The 21,079-nt window shown below is 39.4% G+C and carries 18 protein-coding genes; 12 read left to right on the forward strand and 6 right to left on the reverse strand.

The features are described from left to right. Window positions 1-60 precede the first annotated feature (60 nt). Both B3139_RS10355 and B3139_RS10360 read left to right on the forward strand, forming a co-directional pair. On the forward strand, window positions 61-1,272 hold the full coding sequence (locus tag B3139_RS10355; protein WP_293882595.1) for an alanine dehydrogenase: 1,212 nt from the start codon (window positions 61-63) through the stop codon (window positions 1,270-1,272). 77 nt (window positions 1,273-1,349) lie between these two features. Further along, entirely contained in the window at window positions 1,350-2,201 is an 852-nt protein-coding gene (locus B3139_RS10360) for an alpha/beta hydrolase (RefSeq protein ID WP_293882598.1), read from the forward strand. 9 nt (window positions 2,202-2,210) lie between these two features. Here B3139_RS10360 and B3139_RS10365 read toward each other — a convergent pair whose 3' ends face one another. From B3139_RS10365 to B3139_RS10375, 3 genes are read right to left on the reverse strand one after another with little or no spacing between them, the layout of a single operon-like run. Beyond that, window positions 2,211-3,257, reverse strand: a complete 1,047-nt coding sequence (locus B3139_RS10365; protein WP_293882601.1) for an ABC transporter ATP-binding protein — start codon at window positions 3,255-3,257, stop codon at window positions 2,211-2,213. A 23-nt stretch (window positions 3,258-3,280) separates the two neighbouring features. After that, window positions 3,281-3,691 (reverse strand): tRNA (adenosine(37)-N6)-threonylcarbamoyltransferase complex ATPase subunit type 1 TsaE, encoded by a 411-nt coding sequence (gene tsaE, locus B3139_RS10370; protein ID WP_293882604.1) that lies wholly within the window; start codon window positions 3,689-3,691, stop codon window positions 3,281-3,283. A 12-nt stretch (window positions 3,692-3,703) separates the two neighbouring features. Next, the gene (locus tag B3139_RS10375; RefSeq protein ID WP_293882606.1) at window positions 3,704-5,257 is read right to left on the reverse strand and encodes a PglZ domain-containing protein; all 1,554 of its coding nucleotides are present in this window, start codon (window positions 5,255-5,257) and stop codon (window positions 3,704-3,706) included. A gap of 267 nt (window positions 5,258-5,524) precedes the next feature. Here B3139_RS10375 and B3139_RS10380 point away from each other — a divergent pair, with 267 nt between their 5' ends. The 9 genes from B3139_RS10380 to B3139_RS10420 all read left to right on the forward strand — a co-directional run bounded on the left by B3139_RS10380 (window position 5,525) and on the right by B3139_RS10420 (window position 15,548). Next, window positions 5,525-6,775, forward strand: coding sequence for an HD domain-containing protein (locus B3139_RS10380; protein WP_293882608.1), 1,251 nt, complete (start codon window positions 5,525-5,527; stop codon window positions 6,773-6,775). Between the two features lie 33 nt (window positions 6,776-6,808). After that, window positions 6,809-7,849, forward strand: a complete 1,041-nt coding sequence (gene lpxD / locus B3139_RS10385) for a UDP-3-O-(3-hydroxymyristoyl)glucosamine N-acyltransferase (protein WP_293882610.1) — start codon at window positions 6,809-6,811, stop codon at window positions 7,847-7,849. Window positions 7,850-7,988: 139 nt separating this feature from the next. Then, window positions 7,989-9,389 carry a bifunctional UDP-3-O-[3-hydroxymyristoyl] N-acetylglucosamine deacetylase/3-hydroxyacyl-ACP dehydratase gene (locus tag B3139_RS10390; RefSeq protein WP_209577816.1) on the forward strand — a complete coding sequence of 467 codons (1,401 nt, stop codon included), beginning with the start codon at window positions 7,989-7,991 and terminating at the stop codon, window positions 9,387-9,389. A 10-nt stretch (window positions 9,390-9,399) separates the two neighbouring features. Continuing rightward, window positions 9,400-10,188 carry an acyl-ACP--UDP-N-acetylglucosamine O-acyltransferase gene (gene lpxA / locus B3139_RS10395; RefSeq protein ID WP_293882618.1) on the forward strand — a complete coding sequence of 263 codons (789 nt, stop codon included), beginning with the start codon at window positions 9,400-9,402 and terminating at the stop codon, window positions 10,186-10,188. A gap of 17 nt (window positions 10,189-10,205) precedes the next feature. Then, complete coding sequence (locus B3139_RS10400) at window positions 10,206-10,835, forward strand: ABC transporter ATP-binding protein (protein ID WP_349676344.1); 630 nt, start codon at window positions 10,206-10,208, stop codon at window positions 10,833-10,835. A gap of 229 nt (window positions 10,836-11,064) precedes the next feature. Further along, window positions 11,065-11,625, forward strand: coding sequence for an elongation factor P (gene efp, locus B3139_RS10405; RefSeq protein WP_209577505.1), 561 nt, complete (start codon window positions 11,065-11,067; stop codon window positions 11,623-11,625). A 251-nt stretch (window positions 11,626-11,876) separates the two neighbouring features. Then, a complete protein-coding gene (locus B3139_RS10410; protein WP_293882621.1) occupies window positions 11,877-12,458 on the forward strand; it encodes a 5-formyltetrahydrofolate cyclo-ligase in 582 nt (193 codons plus the stop codon). A 264-nt stretch (window positions 12,459-12,722) separates the two neighbouring features. Continuing rightward, window positions 12,723-14,375: a transcriptional regulator gene (locus tag B3139_RS10415; RefSeq protein ID WP_293882624.1), complete on the forward strand. Its 1,653-nt coding sequence runs from the start codon at window positions 12,723-12,725 to the stop codon at window positions 14,373-14,375. Window positions 14,376-14,813: 438 nt separating this feature from the next. Next, window positions 14,814-15,548, forward strand: coding sequence for a hypothetical protein (locus tag B3139_RS10420; RefSeq protein ID WP_293882626.1), 735 nt, complete (start codon window positions 14,814-14,816; stop codon window positions 15,546-15,548). A 143-nt stretch (window positions 15,549-15,691) separates the two neighbouring features. Here the strand turns inward: B3139_RS10420 and galE are convergent, their stop codons facing one another. Further along, entirely contained in the window at window positions 15,692-16,723 is a 1,032-nt protein-coding gene (galE, locus tag B3139_RS10425) for a UDP-glucose 4-epimerase GalE (RefSeq protein WP_209577534.1), read from the reverse strand. 174 nt (window positions 16,724-16,897) lie between these two features. On the opposite strand from galE, the gene B3139_RS10430 reads away from it, so the two are divergent. Next, window positions 16,898-18,142 carry a 3-deoxy-D-manno-octulosonic acid transferase gene (locus B3139_RS10430; RefSeq protein WP_293882629.1) on the forward strand — a complete coding sequence of 415 codons (1,245 nt, stop codon included), beginning with the start codon at window positions 16,898-16,900 and terminating at the stop codon, window positions 18,140-18,142. 36 nt (window positions 18,143-18,178) lie between these two features. Here the strand turns inward: B3139_RS10430 and B3139_RS10435 are convergent, their stop codons facing one another. Continuing rightward, window positions 18,179-19,627 (reverse strand): glyceraldehyde-3-phosphate dehydrogenase, encoded by a 1,449-nt coding sequence (locus tag B3139_RS10435; protein ID WP_293882632.1) that lies wholly within the window; start codon window positions 19,625-19,627, stop codon window positions 18,179-18,181. A gap of 137 nt (window positions 19,628-19,764) precedes the next feature. Further along, the gene (hemW, locus tag B3139_RS10440) at window positions 19,765-20,892 is read right to left on the reverse strand and encodes a radical SAM family heme chaperone HemW (RefSeq protein ID WP_293882634.1); all 1,128 of its coding nucleotides are present in this window, start codon (window positions 20,890-20,892) and stop codon (window positions 19,765-19,767) included. Window positions 20,893-21,079: the final 187 nt, after the last annotated feature.

Below are 21,079 nucleotides of genomic sequence, written 5' to 3' on the forward strand. Positions count from 1 at the left end.
ATCTTCGTTTGATAAGATTGATTATTTATTGTAATTTTAGCTAACGATCAATTTGACAAGATGAATGAGTTAGGGAAGCTTGCTAGTCAGGCTATGATTTCTCCAAAAGAGATGCTTTTTGAAAAGAAAAAGAATGCAAAAAGTTTATTTATAGGTATTCCGAAAGAGATATCGCTCCAGGAAAAGCGGATATGTTTGACACCATTAGCGGTTGCATTATTGGTAGAGAATGGGCACGACGTTATCATTGAGACGGGGGCAGGCAGTGGAGCCAACTTTTTAGATCATCATTATAGTGAACAGGGGGCTCGGATCGTATCTTCCCACGAAGAAGTATACCAAGCGGATTTGATTATCAAGGTCGGCAGTCCTACTGCGTCAGAAGTTAAGTTGATGAAAGAACACCAACTTTTATTGTCTTCTCAGCAACCCTCACTCATGAGCCTAGATGTCTTAAAGGCATTAATGCATAAAAAGATTACAGCAATTTCTTATGAATATTTAAGAGACGAGGGCGGGTGTTTAGCAGTCGTTAGGGCCATGAGCGAAATTGTGGGGGCTACGGCAACCCTGATTGCTGGGGAATATCTGAGTAATGCGTTTGGCGGAAAGGGGCTGATGTTAGGCGGTGTAACCGGGGTAGCCTCGACAGAAGTTGTTATTATCGGCGCTGGTACTGTTGGTGAACAAGCCGCCCGAACCGCTTTAGCTTTAGGCGCACAGGTAAAGGTTTTTGATAATTCAATATATAAACTTAGGCGTTTACAGAACAATCTTGGCAGCCGTGTTTTTACATCTGTTATACAGCCAATTATTTTAAATAAGGCTGTTATCAGTTCAGATGTCGTGATTGGTGCTTTGCGGGCACGCAATGGAAGGTCTTCTTGTTTGATTTCGGAAGAAACGGTATCTAAAATGAAGCCCAATTCCGTTGTTATAGATGTAAGTATCGATCAGGGCGGGAATTTTGAAACTTCAGAAGTGACCTCACATGATCAACCCGTTTTCCGAAAATTTGATGTTATTCATTACTGTGTCCCCAATATCGCTTCTCGTGTGGCACGAACAGCAACCTATGCCATGAGTAATATTTTTACTTCAATTTTGCTCGATTTTGCTGAGCTTGGAGGATTGAAAAATGCAATTTGGAAAAATCCCGGAATCCGAAGTTCCATTTATTTGTATCAAGGTAATCTTACAAATGCTGATATGGCATCAAGGTTCAATATGACTGCCAAAGATTTGGATCTTTTAGTCGTTTCGTCTTTATAGATGATGTGTCTAAAGCGGATCTCGGAAGTGTACCTCTGGGAAACAATTGTTCGAATTATTTTTAAATTATTAGGCTAATGAAAAGAATTTTTATGATTTTATGTTCGTTGATTTCACTCGTTAAGGCGCAGGAAACAATCAATCTTTATGCAGATTCCATTCCAAATTCCACGGATAAAGAGCAAGTGAAGTTAGAAAAAAATGTTCCTAGGTTATTTGCTTATCCGGCAGATAAAAGTAGTGCTAAGAATATCGCTGTACTGGTGATTCCGGGAGGTGGGTATTCGCATATCGCTATGGATCATGAAGGGCATGCTGTTGCAAAAGAGCTTGTAAAAAATGGTTATTCGGCTTTTGTTTTACAATACCGTTTACCTTCGCCAAATATCATGCGTAACAAATCAATAGGACCTCTTCAAGATGCTCAGCGGGCGGTCCAATTGATCAGAACGTTGCACCCTGAACTTCGCAAGGTTGGCGTTATTGGCTTTTCTGCTGGCGGGCATTTGGCCTCTACTTTAATTACCCAATTCAAAAAGGACTATATAGCGAATTCTTCGCATGTATCCCTAAGACCTGATTTTGCTGGATTGATTTATCCGGTCATCTCCATGGAGAATGATATCACACACAAAGGATCAAGAATTAATCTCATCGGAGAAAATCCATCAGAAGATCTGGTCAGATTATTTTCTTCTGAATTACAGGTCTCTCGGGAAGTTTGTCCGGTTTTCTTTGTACATGCCAAAGACGATAGGGCTGTGCCGATAGAAAACAGTTATCGAATGATTGCTGCTTTGGATAAAGCAAAAGTGCCCAACAAACTTTATGTCTTTGAGCAGGGGGGACATGGTTTTGGATTAATTAATAAAACTTCGGATAAATTGTGGTTTGACGCATTTTTGTCCTGGCTAGCTACACTGGATTAGGACATCAAATTAATGGTCAAAAGAAATCCAATGGGATATGGTCAGATCAACTGTTTGTTGTTTTGGCGGAATGATTTGAGAGGTTGTAATGGTATGTAAGTCGATCACATTGTTGCTGACAACAATTTCATAATAAAATCCTCGGAATCGCACATCTTTTACGAAGAAAGTGGACTCTTGTGAAGGACTTATTGAAATCCATTCTTGATGGATTGCTACAGGTTTTTCGGTTGTTATACCTAAATTTTGAGCTTGCTGGATAGTTAAGATATTGCTTTTCGCCAACAATTGGGCGGTATAAGGGTGTGAAGGGGTGTCATAGAGTTGATGTGGGTTGTTTTGATCTAGGATTTTACCTTCTTTCATCACGATAAGATTATCCGCTAAAGCAAGTACTTCGGTCGGATCGTGAGAAACGAGTATAACAGTTAACCCGGTTTCTTTGACTATATCTTTTATGTCTTGTTGGAGCGTATCGCGAAATGAGGCATCAACCTGATTAAAAGGTTCATCCATAAGTAGAACTTCAGGCTCATTGATGAGCGCACGGCAGATTGCAACGCGTTGCTTTTCGCCGCCACTGATGTCTGCTACTCTTTTTCGCCCAAGGTGGTCTATCCGCAGACGTTGCAGTATTTCCGCAGTTTTATCTTGTTTACGTTTGATATTTGTATTTGGCAATTGCGATGCAACATTGTCCCACACGTTGGCATATGTATTTAAATCGTCAAAACCCTGTGAGACTAATTTCATCGCATCGTGACCGGGAATTAACTTATCCTTTCGTGTTGGTACCTGCCAGCCTTTATAGCGCACCACACCTGCTGTTGGTTCCAATAATCCATATATCAGTCTCAATAAGGTGCTTTTCCCGCTCCCGGACTCACCTATAATAGCTGTTATTTTTCCTTCTTCAATGTCAAAGGAACTGTTTTCAACAGCAAATTGCATGCTGTTCTCATGAAAGGAAAAGCTAAGATTTTCGGCGTGTATAGCAGATAATCCGGGCACATGAATATCAGATGGAATATATTGACAAGAGGATGATTGAGCCATATTGGGAAGTCGAAAAAGGTAAGTTAATGAATAGAGATTTGACGTGTTGTTGCATCTATGATGCTGATATGTATTTCCTTTGCTTCTTCAGGAAGTAAATTTGGAATTTTCTCTGGCCACTCAACAAAGCAGTATGCTCCAGAATAAAAGTATTCCTCGTAGCCAAAATCAAATGCCTCCTGTTCCTCTTTGATACGGTAAAAATCGAAGTGATATATGGGGCCACTGGCAGATTCGTATTCATTTACGATGGAGAATGTCGGGCTAGATGTGCTGTCTTGGACATTTAATTGTTTGCAGAGGTATTTCACAAAAGTTGTTTTCCCAGCCCCCATTGGACCATATAGCAGAAAAATTCGGACCTCTGGAAAACTAGTTAAAAGTGTCTGAGCTGCTTGCGATAAATCTGCGGTCGAATTTACAATAATTTCCATGGTGCAAAATTACTATTTCGGCAAGTATGTCGCAAAGGGGATAATCATTTCTTCCAAAGAGATTCCGCCATGTTGAAACGTTCCATTAAAGTAATTTACAAATTGGTTGTAGTTGTTGGGGTACACAAAATAGGTGTCTTCCTTGGCGAATACGTATGTTGAGCTCACGTGAAGTTTGGGCAATTGTGCCTCATGTGGGTTTTTGATAGCGAAGACGTCTTTGTCGATATAATTCAAATTTTTCCCTTGCTTATATCTTAAATTTGTATTTGTATTGCGATCCCCCACAATTTTACTTGGCTTTTTTACACGGATCGTGCCATGGTCAGTGGTGATAATTACGCGAACCTTTTTTTGGGAAAGCCATTTGATAGCCTCCAATAAGGGGGAATGCTCAAACCATGACAAGGTGAGGGAACGGTATGCTGCCTCGTCGTTTGCTAATTCCCGAATCATAGAGCTATCTGTACGTGCATGAGATAGCATATCCACAAAATTATACACTAATGCATTGAGCTGATTGTGCATTAAATTTCCGAGATTGTCTACAACGTCTTTTCCTTGTTCCAGCGTCAGAATTTTTGTGTAGGAGTGTTTTATGGGCTTCCGATAAAGGCGCTTAATCTGATCCTCCAAAAATTTATCCTCGTATAGATTTTTACCACCTTCGTCTTCATCATTTTGCCATAATTTCGGAAAACGTTTTTCCATTTCTAAGGGAGTTAGTCCACTAAAAATGGCATTTCTAGCATATTGTGTTGCCGTTGGCAAAATACTGAAATAGTTTATTTCCTCTTCCAGTCTAAAATAGTCGGTAATAACCTCATTAATGATCTTCCATTGGTCAAACCGCAAATTGTCTATTAAGAAGAAAAATGTAGGTACATCATCTTCCAGCGTAGGGAACACTTTCTTCTTAAATAACTGATGGGACAGTATGGGGCCATTTTCGGGACGATTAATCCAATGGATATAGTTGTTCTCTATGAATTTTGAGAACTGCATGTTAGCCTCAGATTTTTGCATGGTCAGAATTTCATGCATATTGTTATCTTCAAGCTTCTCTAGAGATAACTCCCAGTACACAAGTTTTTTATATACTTCCGACCATTGGTCGTAATCTAGGTTTTCGTTGAGGATCATCCCTAAATTACGGAAGTCCTGCTGGTAGGCCATGGATGTTTTTTCATTGACGAGGCGCTTGTTTTCAGTCAATTTCTTTATCGTCATCAAGATTTGTTTGGGATTGACCGGCTTGATCAGATAATCATCTATTTTAGAGCCTATCGCATCTTCCATGACATGTTCTTCTTCATTTTTAGTCACCAGCACAATAGGGACAGAAGGATTGATAGACTTCAGTATACCGAGTGTTTCAAGTCCGGTTAAACCGGGCATATTCTCGTCTAAAAAAACGAGATGGAAAAAACCATTTTTAAAGGCTTCAACAGCATCATTTCCATTATTGACGGTGTCAACTTTATATCCTTTGCTTTCTAAAAATAAGATATGTGGTTTTAGAAAGTCAATTTCATCGTCAGCCCAGAGAATATGTGTTTTTTGCATCTGCTATATATGTGTTTAATTACTAGAGAAGGACCGTGTTTCTATGAATGAAATAGTGTAAAAGAACAACTCTTACCTATTTAACGGATTTTTGATCTCATGCTAACTTAAGCAAATATCGTGCTTTAGATTTTATTTTTAACATTTCTTAACGATGAACTAACTATCTTTGTTTTAAGTTTATACTGATGTTAACCCAGCGTTCGGGATTTAAGAGCCAGGTTTCATAATTTATAGTGTTGATGATCGCATTAATTTGTCGCCGCCTTGAACAAAAATAAAATTATAAATGATCCGGTATACGGGTTTGTTTCGATCCCCACAGGATTGGTCTTTGATTTGGTACAGCATCCTTATTTTCAGCGACTCCGCTATATCAAGCAGGTGAGTATGACACATCTCGTCTATCCAGGTGCTTTACACACTCGGTTTCAGCACGCCATTGGATCGATGCATTTGATGGCGATGGCTTTGGAAACATTAAGAAGCAAGGGTGTATTCATTTCGGACACTGAAGAGGAGGCAGTTCTTTCAGCTATTTTACTCCATGATATTGGGCATGGCCCCTTTTCCCACTCTTTAGAACATAGTTTGATTGAAGGCGTTTCGCATGAGCTGTTGTCTTCGTTGTTAATGGATCGAATCAATCAGGATTTGGACGGAAGGTTGAGTCTTGCAATTACCATTTTTAATAACAAATATGAGCGCAAATTTCTTCACCAATTGGTGTCGAGCCAGTTGGATGTTGATCGGATGGACTATCTCAATAGGGATAGCTTTTTTACGGGAGTATCTGAGGGAGTGATCTCATTTGATCGTATCATAAAAATGCTCAATGTGGTAGCGGATGAAATTGTTGTGGATTATAAAGGGCTATATTCAGTAGAGAAATTTCTGATAGCACGGCGACTGATGTATTGGCAAGTATATCTGCACAAAACCGTTATTGGTGCTGAGCAGTTACTGATTAAAATTCTGCAGCGGGCAAAATATTTGACGGCTGCTGGCTATGAACTCTTTTCTACTCCAGCTTTTCATTGGTTTTTAAGCCAACAAATCAATAAAAGTAATTTTTTGGACAACCCGTTGCATTTAGACTGGTTTACTCGTTTGGATGATACAGATATTATGTCTGCCATAAAAACATGGGAGTGTCATGAGGATCATATTTTAAGTACAATGTGTCAACGGGTAATGAAGCGTGATCTATATCGCTCTGTATTGAGCAACAAACCTTTTTCACCCGAATATATTGATTTGGTGAAGGCCAAAGTACAGTCGGAGATAGGGGTGGCGATGGAGGATATTCACTATTATGTATTTACGCAGGAAATTCAGAATCGTGCGTATAATTCTTCCCAGGATCAAATAAAAATTTTGTTAAAATCGGGCGAGCTTGTCGATATAACGGAGGCTTCTGATCTCGGGAATTTAGAAGCACTGTCGAAAAATGTCGCTAAATATGCTTTGTGTTATCCAAAAGAGGTGAGATATGTTGCAATTCCTTCCACCAAGTAGTTATTTTTTAATAAAAAAACATAGATTTGTACCATGCAATTTACTGCTCAACAAATAGCGACATTATTAGAAGGACGGATTGAAGGAAATCCAGCGGTTGCGGTAGGTAACCTTGCCAAAATTGAGGAAGGTAAAAAAGGTGATCTTTCTTTTTTGTCGAATCCAAAATATGAGCATTTCATATATACTACTGATGCCTCGATTGTTATTGTTAATGAAGATTTGCAATTGACACATTCGACTAAACCTACATTGACGATTATACGGGTTAAGAATGCCTATGCTGCTTTCTCTACTGTCCTAAATATGTATAATGAGTTTCGCCTTGACAAAAGTGGACGAGAGGAACCTCATTTTATACACGACGAAACTGAAATCGGCCAAGGGGGGTACATCGGTGCTTTTGTATATATTGGCAGAGGAGCATCGATCGGTGATCATGTGAAAATTTACCCACAGGTTTATATTGGAGATAAAGTTACGATTGGAGATAATACAACGCTCTATCCAGGAGTGAAGATTTATCATGATTGTAAGATCGGTAAAAATGTGGTGGTACATTCAGGTGTTGTCATCGGATCAGATGGATTTGGATTTGCACCACAAGAAGACGGAACATATAAAAAAGTTCCTCAGATTGGCCATGTTCAAATAGAGGATAATGTTGAGATTGGCGCAAATACGGTAATTGACAGAGCAACCATGGGAGCTACTATTGTGCGCGATGGCGTGAAGTTGGATAATTTGATCCAGATTGCCCATAATGTTGATATTGGAAAGAATACTGTCGTTGCGGCGCAGACTGGTATTTCCGGTAGTTCAAAAATCGGAGAGCATGTGGTATTGGGCGGTCAGGTTGGTGTAGTTGGGCATATTGTTATTGCTAAGGGATCCCAAATTCAGGCCCAATCCGGAGTGAATAGATCGATCAAAGAAGAGGGTAAGAAGTGGGGCGGTACACCGTTGATGCCTTATCAGCCACAATTGAGATCCAATGTAATTTTTGCTCGTCTTCCTGAATTGGAAAAGCGAATCCAGGAATTAGAAAAATTAGTAGAAAAAAAATTAAAATAATTATTTTTCATTGAAAATAAGCTGTTCTTTAATTGTGATGAAACAGTAGTTTATCGTAGCACTATATCATAAAAGGGTATAGCACAATCAATAAATGTTTTGTCAAAAGAAGTTTTGATTTAAAAATATGTTATTAGAAATGAATGTAAAACAGCGAACCATCAAAAACGAGGTTGAGATTTCGGGGGTAGGTCTTCATACAGGGAAAATTGTATCGATGACCATTAAACCAGCTCCGGAAAATCACTGGTTTAAGTTCAGACGTGTAGACTTGGAGGGGCAGCCAGAAATTTTGGTTGATGCAGATAACGTGACAGACACTTCGAGGGGGACGACAATTACTCAGAATGGTGCAAGTGTTAGTACAATTGAACATTTGATGGCGTCGTTAATTGGTTTACAAATTGATAACGTCCTGATTGATATAGATGGTCCCGAGATACCTATCTTAGATGGAAGTTCAGCTATTTTTGTAAAGCTGCTTGAAGAGGCAGGGTTTGAGGAGCAGGATGCTGACAGAGATTATTATGAGATTTCCAATAATATCCATTATGCAGAGCCTGATCGTAAAGTCGAGATATTGGGGATGCCGATGGATGGCTATAGGATGACCTGCATGATCGATTTTAACTCGCCGGTGTTGGGAAGCCAACATGCTGCGATTACGTCAATTGACGATTTTAAATCCGAAATTTCATCTTCACGTACCTTTTGCTTTTTGCATGAGTTAGAAATGTTGGTGGATCATGGGCTTATTAAAGGCGGTGACCTAAGTAATGCCATTGTTATTGTGGATAAGGAGACTTCACCTGAAGAATTACAGAAATTAGCTCATCTTTTTCATAAAGAAACCGTAGCAGTTGCCAAAGAAGGAATATTAAACAATAATCAATTACGCTACCAAAATGAACCTGCCCGACATAAACTGTTGGATATGGTTGGAGATTTGGCACTCGTTGGGCGACCGCTGAAAGGCCATATTATGGCTGCTCGGCCGGGGCATGCCGCCAATGTTGCCTTTGCGAAAAAGATAAAGGAGCAGATTAAGAAAGATAAAACACGTAAAAAAATTAAAGTTTACGATCCTAATATGCCAGCATTATACGATACGGTAGAAATTATGAAGATTTTGCCGCATCGTCAACCTATGCTTATGGTGGATAAGATTCTTGAATTGACCGAAACACATGTGGTGGGCTTGAAGAATGTTACCATGAACGAAGATTTATTTATGGGACATTTTCCCGGAGCGCCATTATTTCCAGGCGTGTTGCAAGTAGAGGCTATGGCGCAGACAGGAGGAATTTTGGTTCTTAAAACAGTTCCTGATCCGGAAAATTGGCTGACTTTATTTCTGAAAATTGAAAATGCCCGTTTTAAAGCGCAGGTAACCCCCGGAGATTCTGTTATTTTTAGATGCGATTTGATGGAGCCGATTCGAAGAGGTATCGCAAAAATGAAAGGTGTGGCCATGGTAGGAGAGAAGATCGTATGTGAAGCCGAGCTTATGGCTCAGATCGTAAGAGTAAATAACAACTAAAGTAGTATAGATGATACAGCCATTAGCTTATATTCATCCTGAAGCAAAAATTGCTAAAAATGTGGTCATCGAACCATTTGTAACCATTTATAAAGACGTCATCATTGGTGAAGGCACTTGGATAGGCTCAAATGTGACGATTATGGATGGAGCACGAATAGGAAAAAATTGTAAAATATATCCCGGTGCCGTAATTTCTGGAGAGCCTCAAGATTTAAAATTTGATGGTGAGATTACAACAGCAGAAATTGGTGATAATACGACCATACGGGAGTGTGTAACAATCAATAGAGGCACCAAAGATAGATATAAAACAGTCATTGGGAAAAATTGTCTAATTCAAGCATATAGTCATGTTGCACACGATTGTGAAGTAGGTGATAATTGTGTTTTCTCAAATAACAGTACGCTTGCAGGACATATTACCGTGGGTGATTATGTCGTACTGGCTGGGATGGTAGCTGTTCATCAATTTGTCAAAATTGGTTCGCATGCATTTGTTACCGGTGGTTCATTGGTACGTAAGGATATCCCCCCCTTTGTTAAAGCGGCGCGCGAACCTATTTCTTATGCAGGGATTAATTCAGTTGGATTAAGAAGAAGAGGATTTTCGGAAGATCAGATCGCCGAAATTCAGAACCTCTATCGAATTCTTTTTGTCCAAAATAGAAATTTAGCGAAGGCTATAGAAATTATAGAGGCTGAATATCAAGCAACAGAAATTCGGGACGAAATTTTGGATTTTATTCGGAATTCGGGCCGAGGTATTATGAAAGGATTCAATAATAGAGCGATGTAATCGCGTTATCGGTTCTTGTGAATTTGAAAATTACATTAAAGGATATTGGTAGGAGGTATAATAATGAATGGATTTTTAGGCATATAAACTATACCTTTGAGTCCGGAAAGAGTTATGCCATCCTCGGTCATAATGGCTCGGGAAAATCTACTTTTCTGAAAGTGCTTTCGAGTAGTTTGACACCTTCTGAAGGTGAATTGGTCTATAACTATGGAGACGAAGTCTTAGGCGTGGATCAAGTATATCAGCAACTTTCTCTTGCAGCTCCATACGTTGAATTGATAGAGGAATTTACTTTAATGGAGCTGATTGATTTCCATTTTAAATTTAAAAGCTATCTTCCTTCTTTTGATAAAGAAACTGTTATCAGCTTATTGGGACTGGAACATGCGCTTGACAGAGAGATACGTTTTTTTTCATCCGGTATGCGACAGCGGGTAAAGTTGGTACTAGCATGTTGTTCCGCATCTTCGTTGGTCATGTTGGACGAACCTACAAGTAATTTGGATAGTTCCGGTGAAGAGTGGTACTTAACTTTAATCGATCGCACGAAGTTAAAATCTAGAATTCTTGTCGTCTGTTCAAATCAGAAAAAAGAATATGAGTTTTGTGATGAACATATTTCAATTCTGGACTTTAAAATCTAATTATTACGGGTTTCCATAACCCTTTCCTTCACCTCGATCGCTGTGTACTTAAACCCTAAAAAAATGCATTTTTAGTGTATTTACCTTCCGAACGCTAACGCTGATTTTTCTTCCTATTGAAAATAGCTTTTTCCATAAAAAGTAGTGAAGGAAATTTTTATAACACAATTAGTTTTTGTATTTTTGACGACTCAATAATGAGATAACCGTTTAAAGTTCAATTCAAAGAATGGCTAAGGCATCAGAGGTAAAATCAGGAAATATTTTAAGATTTAACGGAGAATTAGTTTCCGTGGAAGAATATATACACCGTACACCAGGCAATTTGCGCGCGTTTTATCAAGCTAGAATGCGCAATGTTAAAACGGGTAAATTAGTTGAGTATCGTTTTAGAGTTGACGAATCTGTGGAAATCGCACGTGTAGAAACAAACGATTATCAGTATTTATATGAAGATGGTGAATTCTTCGTTGTAATGGATAATAGTACCTACGAGCAATTTAATATTCCTAAGTTTTTGTTTGGTGATTCAGCCCGTTTCTTGAAAGAGGGAATGACTGTCATTATTGCTTTTGAAAGTGATGAACCTATCATGGCAGAAGCACCAAAAAGTGTTGAATTGGAAATTACATATACTGAACCGGCAGTAAAGGGAGATACGTCTACAAATGCATTAAAAAAGGCAACTGTAGAGACAGGTGTCGAGATTATGGTGCCGTTGTTCATTAATCAAGGTGAGAAAGTAAGAGTTGATACGCAAACTGGTAACTATATCGAGCGCGTAAAATAACATAAAGATTTTAGGTTTAGGTTGATTATTCGGTCTTGTTAGCGCTCGCTACAAGGCCGTTTTTTTATCTTTATAAAGTTTAATAAAGTAGACCATTGGACTTTTTAGTCTTTGGGTAGGTTCGATTGATCTTATGGCTTATGTGAATGCAATGGATGATGGGGTATCTTTGTTTATGGTTGAATGAGCCCAATGGAATGCCATCTTTAAGTTATCGATAGGAGTTGTTTTGTCATGAAAAAATTATTTAGATGAAATCGAAGAATGAGCTTAGGCATACATACAGAGCGAAGAGATGTCAATTGTCTATCACTAGAGAGACAGCCCTCAATAGCATGCTTCTGAACCAATTTATGAAGATTGATCTTTCCAAAGTGAATCTTTTACATGTTTTTATTCCTATTGAAAAATATCACGAGCCAAATACGTATGCTATCATAAATTACGTTCAAGAATTTCATCCTCAGATAAAAATCGCTGTTTCAAGATCTAATTTTGAAGACTATTCGATGAAGCATTATCTATTTGATAAGCAAATGAGATTTGAAAAGAATGCATGGGGAATATCAGAACCAACTGCAGGTGCTGAAGTTGCTCCGTCGGATATCGATATGGTTCTTGTGCCCTTGTTGATCTTTGATCTTTTTGGCTATAGAGTGGGATATGGAAAAGGCTTTTATGACCGTTTCTTTTCTCAATGTAAAGTTGATGTTCAGCGTATTGGATTGTCTTTTTTTGAGCCGATTGACGTTATTACGGATCGAAACGAACACGATGTTCGGTTAACTCAGGCGTTAACACCCTATCATATCTATCATTTTGTCAATGAATAGGATTTAGTTGAAATAATCAGGCCCTATCCTGCGCATATCACTAGTATACGATCTGTTTTCTATAATAGCCTACGGTAGGTGGATCATCCTCCAATTTTGGTTTGATTTGGCCCCATGGTGATTTAATTAAAATTATTTTTTATTTTTAATGCGATTTTCAATGCCTGCGCCAATATGTCTAGATTTTTTCTAATTGTTTTTTTGTTAGCGATTATACCGTTTCACATTGCTCGTGGAATGGGGCTGATGAGTTCAAACTCCTCGATGGAAGAAAAAAATTTTTATGAAACAATCATAAAAGAATCCACGAAACATCAATCTTCCAATTTGGCGTTGAGTAAATATCTAGCACCGTATTTTAGCCAAGCTGTACGAAAAAATGATAAGGCGCTTCTTGCAATCTATTATTGTTTGCTGGCTGACCAGTCTTTTAATGATGAAGGAAAGCGAAATAGCTTTAGCGATAAATACTATCTTAAAGCATTGGATCTAGATGGGGGATACAGTTATCAAAATGTGAAAACTTGGGTGAAAGTCATGTATGGCTTTTATCTTTATAGATGTTTAAAAGCATCTGAAGCTTTGCCATTTATTCTTGAAGGCGAAAAAGGCCTTGAAGATATACCGAAAGAACTGGTGTTGGATATCATACAGACCTATAAAAAGCTTGGTTATTTTTTTGGGACCTTGGGTGATTATACGTCTGGAATCAAGTACTTGACCTTAGGCCAACAACAGGAAATAATTTCGCCTAGATTGAGGGCCGAAATTCTAGACAATTTAGGGATGTTGACGCTTAAAAGTGGGGGGGATACATTGCAGGCCATGAAAAATTTTGAGCTCGCTCAATCCTTGGCTCTTGCAGAGAATGATTCATTGCGCTACGCGAAGATTTTGGGCAATCAGGCCGCTGTCTTCGAAGGTATGAAAGACTATCGTAAGGCCTTATCACTGTTAGAGAAGGATCTTGAAATTTCTAGATCAATAGGTGATAAACGAAATACGATTTTTGCCTTAATGATGCAGATTAGACTAAATATTGCCAGACAAGAAATAACTGATGTTCCTCACATGATTAGCGAGGCCGAGTTGCTTTTATCAGGTTCAGATGATAAGAAGACAATATTGGAACTTGAAATTCATAAATTACATTTGGCCATTCATAATCGGGAAGTTGGGCATGAATTAGATGCACGTAGGAGGATTGAACGTCTGCAGGACTCGTTACGATTTCTCGATGGAGATCCTGTATTATCCCAATTGAAATTTATGGCTGATAAACAGAAGTATGCGGATAAATTATCTTTAGCGCAGGCGGTAATTAAGAAAAAGCAAGCCGAAAGAAGATTATGGCTCATATTAAGTTTATTGGTGTTGGTGTTATTTTTCTTTGTTTACAACGCCGTTCGCTATCGGGCAAGGAAACGTATTCGCGATTATGAATATCAGCTACTCAACCTGAAGTATACAAAGGCTGAACTAGATAGGGAACTAATGAGTTCAAAAAGTCAGGTTGAAGAATATGTGGCTTATCTTAAGCGAAACAATGAACAGATCAATGTGCTCTCAGCATTACTAGAGGAAAAGGGCAACAATGTTGAAAGAGATCGCGAGGAGCTTAAAATCTTATTGCAGTCGCACTTGATTACAGAGGAAAAATGGCAGGAATTTAAGCTGCTGATTATGAAAGAATTTCCTAATCTATTACAAGAAATACAATCTAAATTTTCCGATATCACCGAATCCAATTTACGTGTAATTGTACTGATGAAGCTGGGACTTAATAATAAGGAAGTCGCCAATGTTTTAGGGGTTACTCCAGATGCGATCAAAAAATCGATGCAGCGTTTGAAAAAGAAACTTGGAGATCAGGCTGGGGTGCTTATGGAATACATTTCCGACAAAGAATTTGTTTAAATGGGCGCGATCACTAGTGGAGGAGTTTAAATTAATTCGCTTCTTGATGAATCATATGAATACAGATGACTCAACTATGGGATCTCTCAAAAAGCTATAGTATAGCGTAGTTGGGGCACTCTAGTTTCGGCCTTCGGATGACAGAGCCGTTTGATAGGGGGCAAGTTAAGACCATGTTATTGCCAAGTTCGCCCTGTAAGCAGCTTGAGTGTACAGTGAGTCCACCTTGAGTCCACCTTTTAAGGTGCTTTCACTGTGCCTGCATGTTTTTTACTACTCGGGAGCAGGGCGAGCACGGGGCGAAGTTGTCCATACGCTATTCACAACAAAGTCCCCTGAAAATTACAAGATTTACAATTGTCATTTTACTCAAATTTGGAAATCCTTAAAAATCAACAAGATGCTTGACAACAGGGCTTTACTGTGGTATCTTTAGGTATGGGAATAAATGATAATGGATTTATCAGGGGCCTGGTCGGTCCGCTGGTGAATAGAAAAGTTGGCAATAAAAACTACCTGCAGAGCAGACCACATCGTGTCAAACAGACTGATGATACCAAAAGAGCTAGTAAAGATTTTGGAAATGTAAGTCGTGCTGGCGCACTGATCCGGATGTGTTTCGGCGAAATACATCAAGGGCTTCATGATGGGCAGATGGGCAATCGGCTAAATAGGCAGATCTACCGGGCAATAAAAACAAATCTTGATTGCGAAAAGGGAAGCCGCACACCGAGCAACAGCATATTGGATAGATTGGTGAATTTTCAGTTCAATGAAAACTGTCACATACAGGATTATTTTTTTATCGATCCGGTAGTTTCCCTGAACAAGAAGAAAGATCTTAAAATATCATTCCCGGAGTTTGATATCAAAAGAGCGCTGGCCCTTCCTGACAAATGCAATGCGGTGGTATTCAAATTTCATGCCTTCTCATTTGATTTTGATGAGTTTGAGCCCACAGAGATAAAAGAGGTAGAGTGGGAATACGATATTAAGTATAGAGAGAATGTGATACCGGCAAAAAACTTGATCATTAAATGTGGCGATTTTGTCGGTAGTTCAATATTTGTTGGGTTTACGATGCTCTATCTGGAAAAAGGGAGCTATCGGTCAAATGTACTCAATGAAGTAAATTTTAATCCAGCTTCTATTATGGCTGCTTTTCAGCTTTGAGACGGATAAGATGAGCTGCGGATCGGGGAGTTTTTTCTGCAAAAAGAGAAAGGAGCCAAACAATCCAATTTACTATGACCAAAAATATGACCGTCTCAGTGCCCTGGACGGTCATATTAAATGTAGAGCTCAATGGGGCCTATTTAATCCAGTGGATTTTCTTTCAGATTTTTTTCCCAAGCCCAAGCAGAAGCCATCATTTCATCAATTCCCAGTTCGGCTTTCCAATGCAGTTGTTCCGCAGATTTGGTCACATCACCATAAACCTTGATGACATCACCATCCCGGCGTGGGCCAATTTCATAATTCAATTTTTGACCGGATGCTTTTTCAAACGCTTTGATGGCTTCGAGTACTGAATACCCCTTGCCGGTACCCACATTGAATACATCATATTTCCCGTTCGGATTTCCTTTGTCCAATAAGTTGATTGCTGCAACGTGTGCTTTTGCCAAATCAACCACATGGATATAATCCCTTACGCACGAGCCATCTATGGTGTCGTAATCGTCACCGAAAACTGTTAGTTTTTCTCTTTTACCGATTGCGGTCTGTGTAATGAATGGTAATAAATTCTGAGGCACACCGTTTGGCAATTCGCCTATCAGTGCGGACTCATGTGCTCCAACGGGATTGAAGTAGCGCAATGCAATAATATTATAGTTATCGTATGCAGTAGCTGTTTCTTCGAGAATTTCCTCCGCAATTTGTTTGGTATTACCATAAGGGGAAGTCGCTCTTTTGACAGGTGCACTTTCATTGACAGGAAGTGTATCTGGTTCGCCATATACAGTACAGCTTGAAGAGAAAACAAAATTAATCGGCTTATTTTGATAAGCTTCTAACAAATTGATTAATGAGAAAAAATTGTTGTGGTAATATTTTAAAGGTTTTTTGACAGATTCGCCTACAGCCTTTGACGCGGCAAAGTGGATAATCCCTGATATATCCGTATTTTCTTTAACAAATTCGTTCACACGGTTTGTATCACACAGGTCAAATTGGTGAAATTCGGGTTTAACCCCGATAATCTTCTCAATCTGATCCAAAATCTTGATGTTTGAATTGGATAGATCGTCTATGATGACAGGTATGTATCCTGCTTGATGTAGTTCGACTACGGTATGCGAACCGATGTAACCCGTTCCTCCTGTGACTAATATTTTTTTGTTCATTATTGTTGATTATAGTAAGTAAAGTCTTTCTGTCTTGCAGGTAAGGCAAAATATAAGATATTGTTCCCTATGCTTCGGCACGCGGATAATTTTGATTTTTATTTTCCACTCATGGCTTCCTTTTAATGAAATGGGTTTAATATCTTTGACTAAGATAAACATTATTTTAAAAACATGCGTTTGCTTTATTCAATTGGAATCGTTCTTTATGGACTCTTACTGCGTATTTTAGCTCCTTTTCATGGTAAGGCCAGGCTCATGGTAACAGGGCGGAAAGACTGGTATCAAAGGATGAAACAAACGGTTGATTCTACCCAAAAACATATCTGGTTTCATTTTGCTTCGTTGGGAGAATTTGAGCAAGGAAGACCTGTTTTGGAGTCTGTAAGAAATACGTATTCTGATCATAAAATAATTGTAACATTTTACTCTCCCTCGGGCTTTGAGATCCGAAAAAATACGGCTTTGGCCGATTATGTGTTTTATCTTCCCTATGATACTGCACAGAATGCGCGACTTTTTCTTGACCTCATCAACCCAAGCTTCGCCGTATTCACGAAATATGAATATTGGTATTATTTCTTTGAGGGTCTGTATAGACGGGGCATTCCTTTGTTTTTGATCTCAGCAATATTTAGACCCGATCAGATCTTTTTTCAGACATATGGTAACTTTTTTCTTAAGATTTTAGGCTATGTGACTTACTTTTTTGTGCAAAATGAAGAAAGTGTCCGTCTTTTAAAAGAATTTGGGATACGCAACGCCGGGCTTGCAGGAGATACCCGATTTGATCGGGTAGTAGACCTCCCTAAAAGTAAGAAAATGATTCCTGAGGTCATCCAATTTGTTGGTGAACATCCAACTTTGGTGGCTGGAAGTACCTGGCCACAAGATGAACAAATGCTAAGAGAATTGTTTGCGGATTATCCGGCCTATAAACTCATCTTGGCTCCGCACGAGATTCATGAGTCACATTTGGCGAGTATTTTCGCTCTTTGGCCAAATGCGCTCCGCTTTTCGAATATGGCTAGTTATGATGCTGTTACAATAGCAGACGCTCGTGTATTGGTTATCGACAACATTGGTATGCTTGCTTCGTTGTATGGTTATGGCCAAATAGCCTTTATTGGAGGTGGATTTGGGGTGGGAATACATAATACGCTGGAGGCCGTAACTTATGGCATACCGGTTCTATTTGGTCCAAATTTCAAAAAGTTTCAGGAGGCTAAGGATCTTGTACAGAATGGTGCAGGTTTTTCTATTGAAAGTGGTAAAGAACTCCATAAAGCTTTTGCTGCTCTTCAAGATTGCGGTTTCCGCCAGGAAGCGGGAAAGTTGGCCCGTGAATACGTGCTGCAGAACGCTGGAGCAACGCCGATTATTATGAAATACCTTAAAAGTAATCTTGTTAAAGTATAAGCGGCGGCTGTACAGCTACCGCTTATGTTTTACAGTTTAATAGTAAGTATATCTTCTTACACCGGTTATATGGCGGGATAAGCGCATTACCTGATGTGAGTATCCATATTCATTATCGTACCAGATATACAGAACAATATTTTTGCCGTCCGCAGAAACTATTGTTGCTGGAGCATCGACTATAGCAGCGGCACTGGTGCCAATGATATCCGATGAAACAAGTTCATTGTTTTTGGAAAACATAATCTGTTCAACAAGGTTACCCTGCAGCGATGCCTTTTTTAAAAGGGCATTGATTTCGTTGACCGTAGTTTTGGATTTGATTTGAAGATTTAATATCGCCAATGACCCATTTGGGACGGGAACACGAATAGCGTTTGAAGTCAGTTTGCCCGTTAGCGAAGGCAACACTTTTGCAACGGCGTCCCCTGCTCCAGTTTCGGTGATGACCATATTGAGTGCGGCGGCCCGGCCCCGCCTGGATTTCTTGTGCATATTGTCGACAAGATTCTGGTCGTTGGTATAGGAGTGTATGGTTTCAATATGCCCTCTATCTATTCCTATTGTATTTTCAAGTACAGCTAAAATGGGAGATATCGCATTAGTGGTACAAGAGGCCGCGGAAAAGATCTTATGTTTTTGCAAATCGCTATCATTTTCGTTGACCGCATATACGATATTTGGGACCCCTTTCCCGGGAGCTGTTAATAATACTTGTTCGGCGCCTTTGGATTTCAGGTGGCGACTAAGTTCCTGCGCATCGCGAAAAGCCCCTGTATTGTCGATGATTAAAGCATTTTCTATACCATAGATTGTGTAATCAATATCCTCGGGTTGTTTTGCGGAGATCAGATGGACGGTAATTCCATTGATGACGAGTGCCGGATTTGCTATATCGGCCTGCACATCGCCTTCGAATGCACCGTGTATGGAATCCGTTTTTAATAGTGCCGCTCTTTTCAGAATCGATTTGCTATCATTGACGTCGCGAGTTACAATGGCGCGGAGACGAAGCTGCTGTCCCGCACCGGTGTTAAGCATAAGTTCGCGGGCCAGTAAGCGACCGATACGACCAAAGCCATAAAGCACCACATCACGTGGCTTTAATTTCTCCTGTTGATGCATGTCCTGTAACTCCGCAGTAATGAAATTGTGTAGGTCATTAGCGGAAAAGGTTTTTTTCTTGGCCTGTAAAGTGAGTTTCCCAAGGTCAATACGAGCGGGAGAAAGTGGCGATTTTTCCAATAGCTGTGCGATTTGCAGTGTGTCAAGAATGTCGACCGGCTCGTCGGTAAGCAGGGCACTTTCCTGAATCAGGTTTAGGATAGCACTCGGTTTTGCATCAAAGAGTCGATTTCGAAAGAATACGAGCTCTACGGCGTGGTTATACCACAGGTTGCTGACAATTTGAATTAAGTTTACGGCAGCATTATGTTGCTCTCTGTAACTTTTGATCTCTAAGTCAAAAGATGGCTTGTGTGACATAATAATTTTATAATAGATTATGTTACAAACATAGGACAAAGTAGGTAGAAAACTGTCTTAAATTTCCATTTTCACAATTTTTAGCGCTAAATCGCTTTTTGTATTAATGATTTTATAAAATATAATATCTTTATTTGCTAATCTTCTATTATAAATAAATCAGACATGATGCGATCGGCCATTAATTTGCCCGCATCTGTTAAACGTAAGTTGTTTGGCTCCAAAATAAGATTCTTCGCTGCTATAAATGGTTCAGCTTCTTTTAAGACGCGATCTTTAACGGATCGTCCAAACTTACTTTCCAGTGCAATTAGATCTAGTCCCCACATGGTTCGCAACGATGTCATGATATTTTCATTGATCTGGTCAAGCGTGGAAAGCTCCTCAATTTCCAGGGGAAGTTGGTCTAGATTAATGGATGTCATATATTTAGCATTATTAGAAACATTCCAGGACCTTGAAGTTCCATTGAATGAATGAGCTGAAGGGCCGATGCCAAGATAATGTTTGCCTTTCCAATAATTTGTATTGTGACGAGCATAACAGCCGTTTATTGCAAAATTGGAAATTTCGTACTGCTCATATCCCGCGGATTTCAAGGTATGAATAAGAAGACTCATCTGATCAGCTGCCTGATCAGAATCTATGGCTGGAGTTATCCCTTTATTTATAAAGTGATCTAATGCTGTTTTCTTTTCCACAGTCATGGAGTAGGAAGAAATATGAGGAATTTCAAAGTCAATCAGTTGTTGCATATTATGACGCCATTTTTCCGTTGTCAATAACGGATAGCCATAAATAAGGTCACAGGTAATATTTTCAAAGCCTGCATCTTGCACACGCATTATCGATGCGACTGCTTCCTGTTGATTATGCGCTCTGTTCATCCATTTGAGATCTTCCTCAAAGAATGATTGTATACCTATGCTGAATCGATTGATTGCTGTATTCCGCAGACTGTTTACTTTGGCGGCATTTAGATCGTCTGGATTGGCTTCTAGTGTAATTTCAGCGTGATCTGCAATATCAAAATGCTTCGCGATCGTCTCGATGATCCGCGCGATCTCATCCGCTTCCAATAAGGACGGTGTGCCGCCGCCAAAATAGATAGACTCGATCTCTTTGTCTTCCAAATACACTGCTCTAAGCGCAATTTCCCGTTTTATAGCATTGATCATCTCGCTTTTGTACTGAAGTGAAGTGCTAAAATGGAAATCGCAATAATGGCAAGCCTGTTTACAGAATGGGATATGGACATAAATCATAGGTACAAATATACCAAGACCTAATCAACTTGGCTCTTTATTCGTATGATTTCTTCTCCTATAGGCTCTTGTCGGCGCAATACGTGTTGTATTTCACTGGATAGCCCTTAAAAGTAGCCATCCATGTATTGGCTTTAGCATAGGATGAATATTTTATGACTTCCATCACGGGCAGCCAAGCAAGAGG

It is taken from the genome of Sphingobacterium sp. UBA1498, from assembly GCF_002325125.1.
GTDB lineage: Bacteria > Bacteroidota > Bacteroidia > Sphingobacteriales > Sphingobacteriaceae > Sphingobacterium.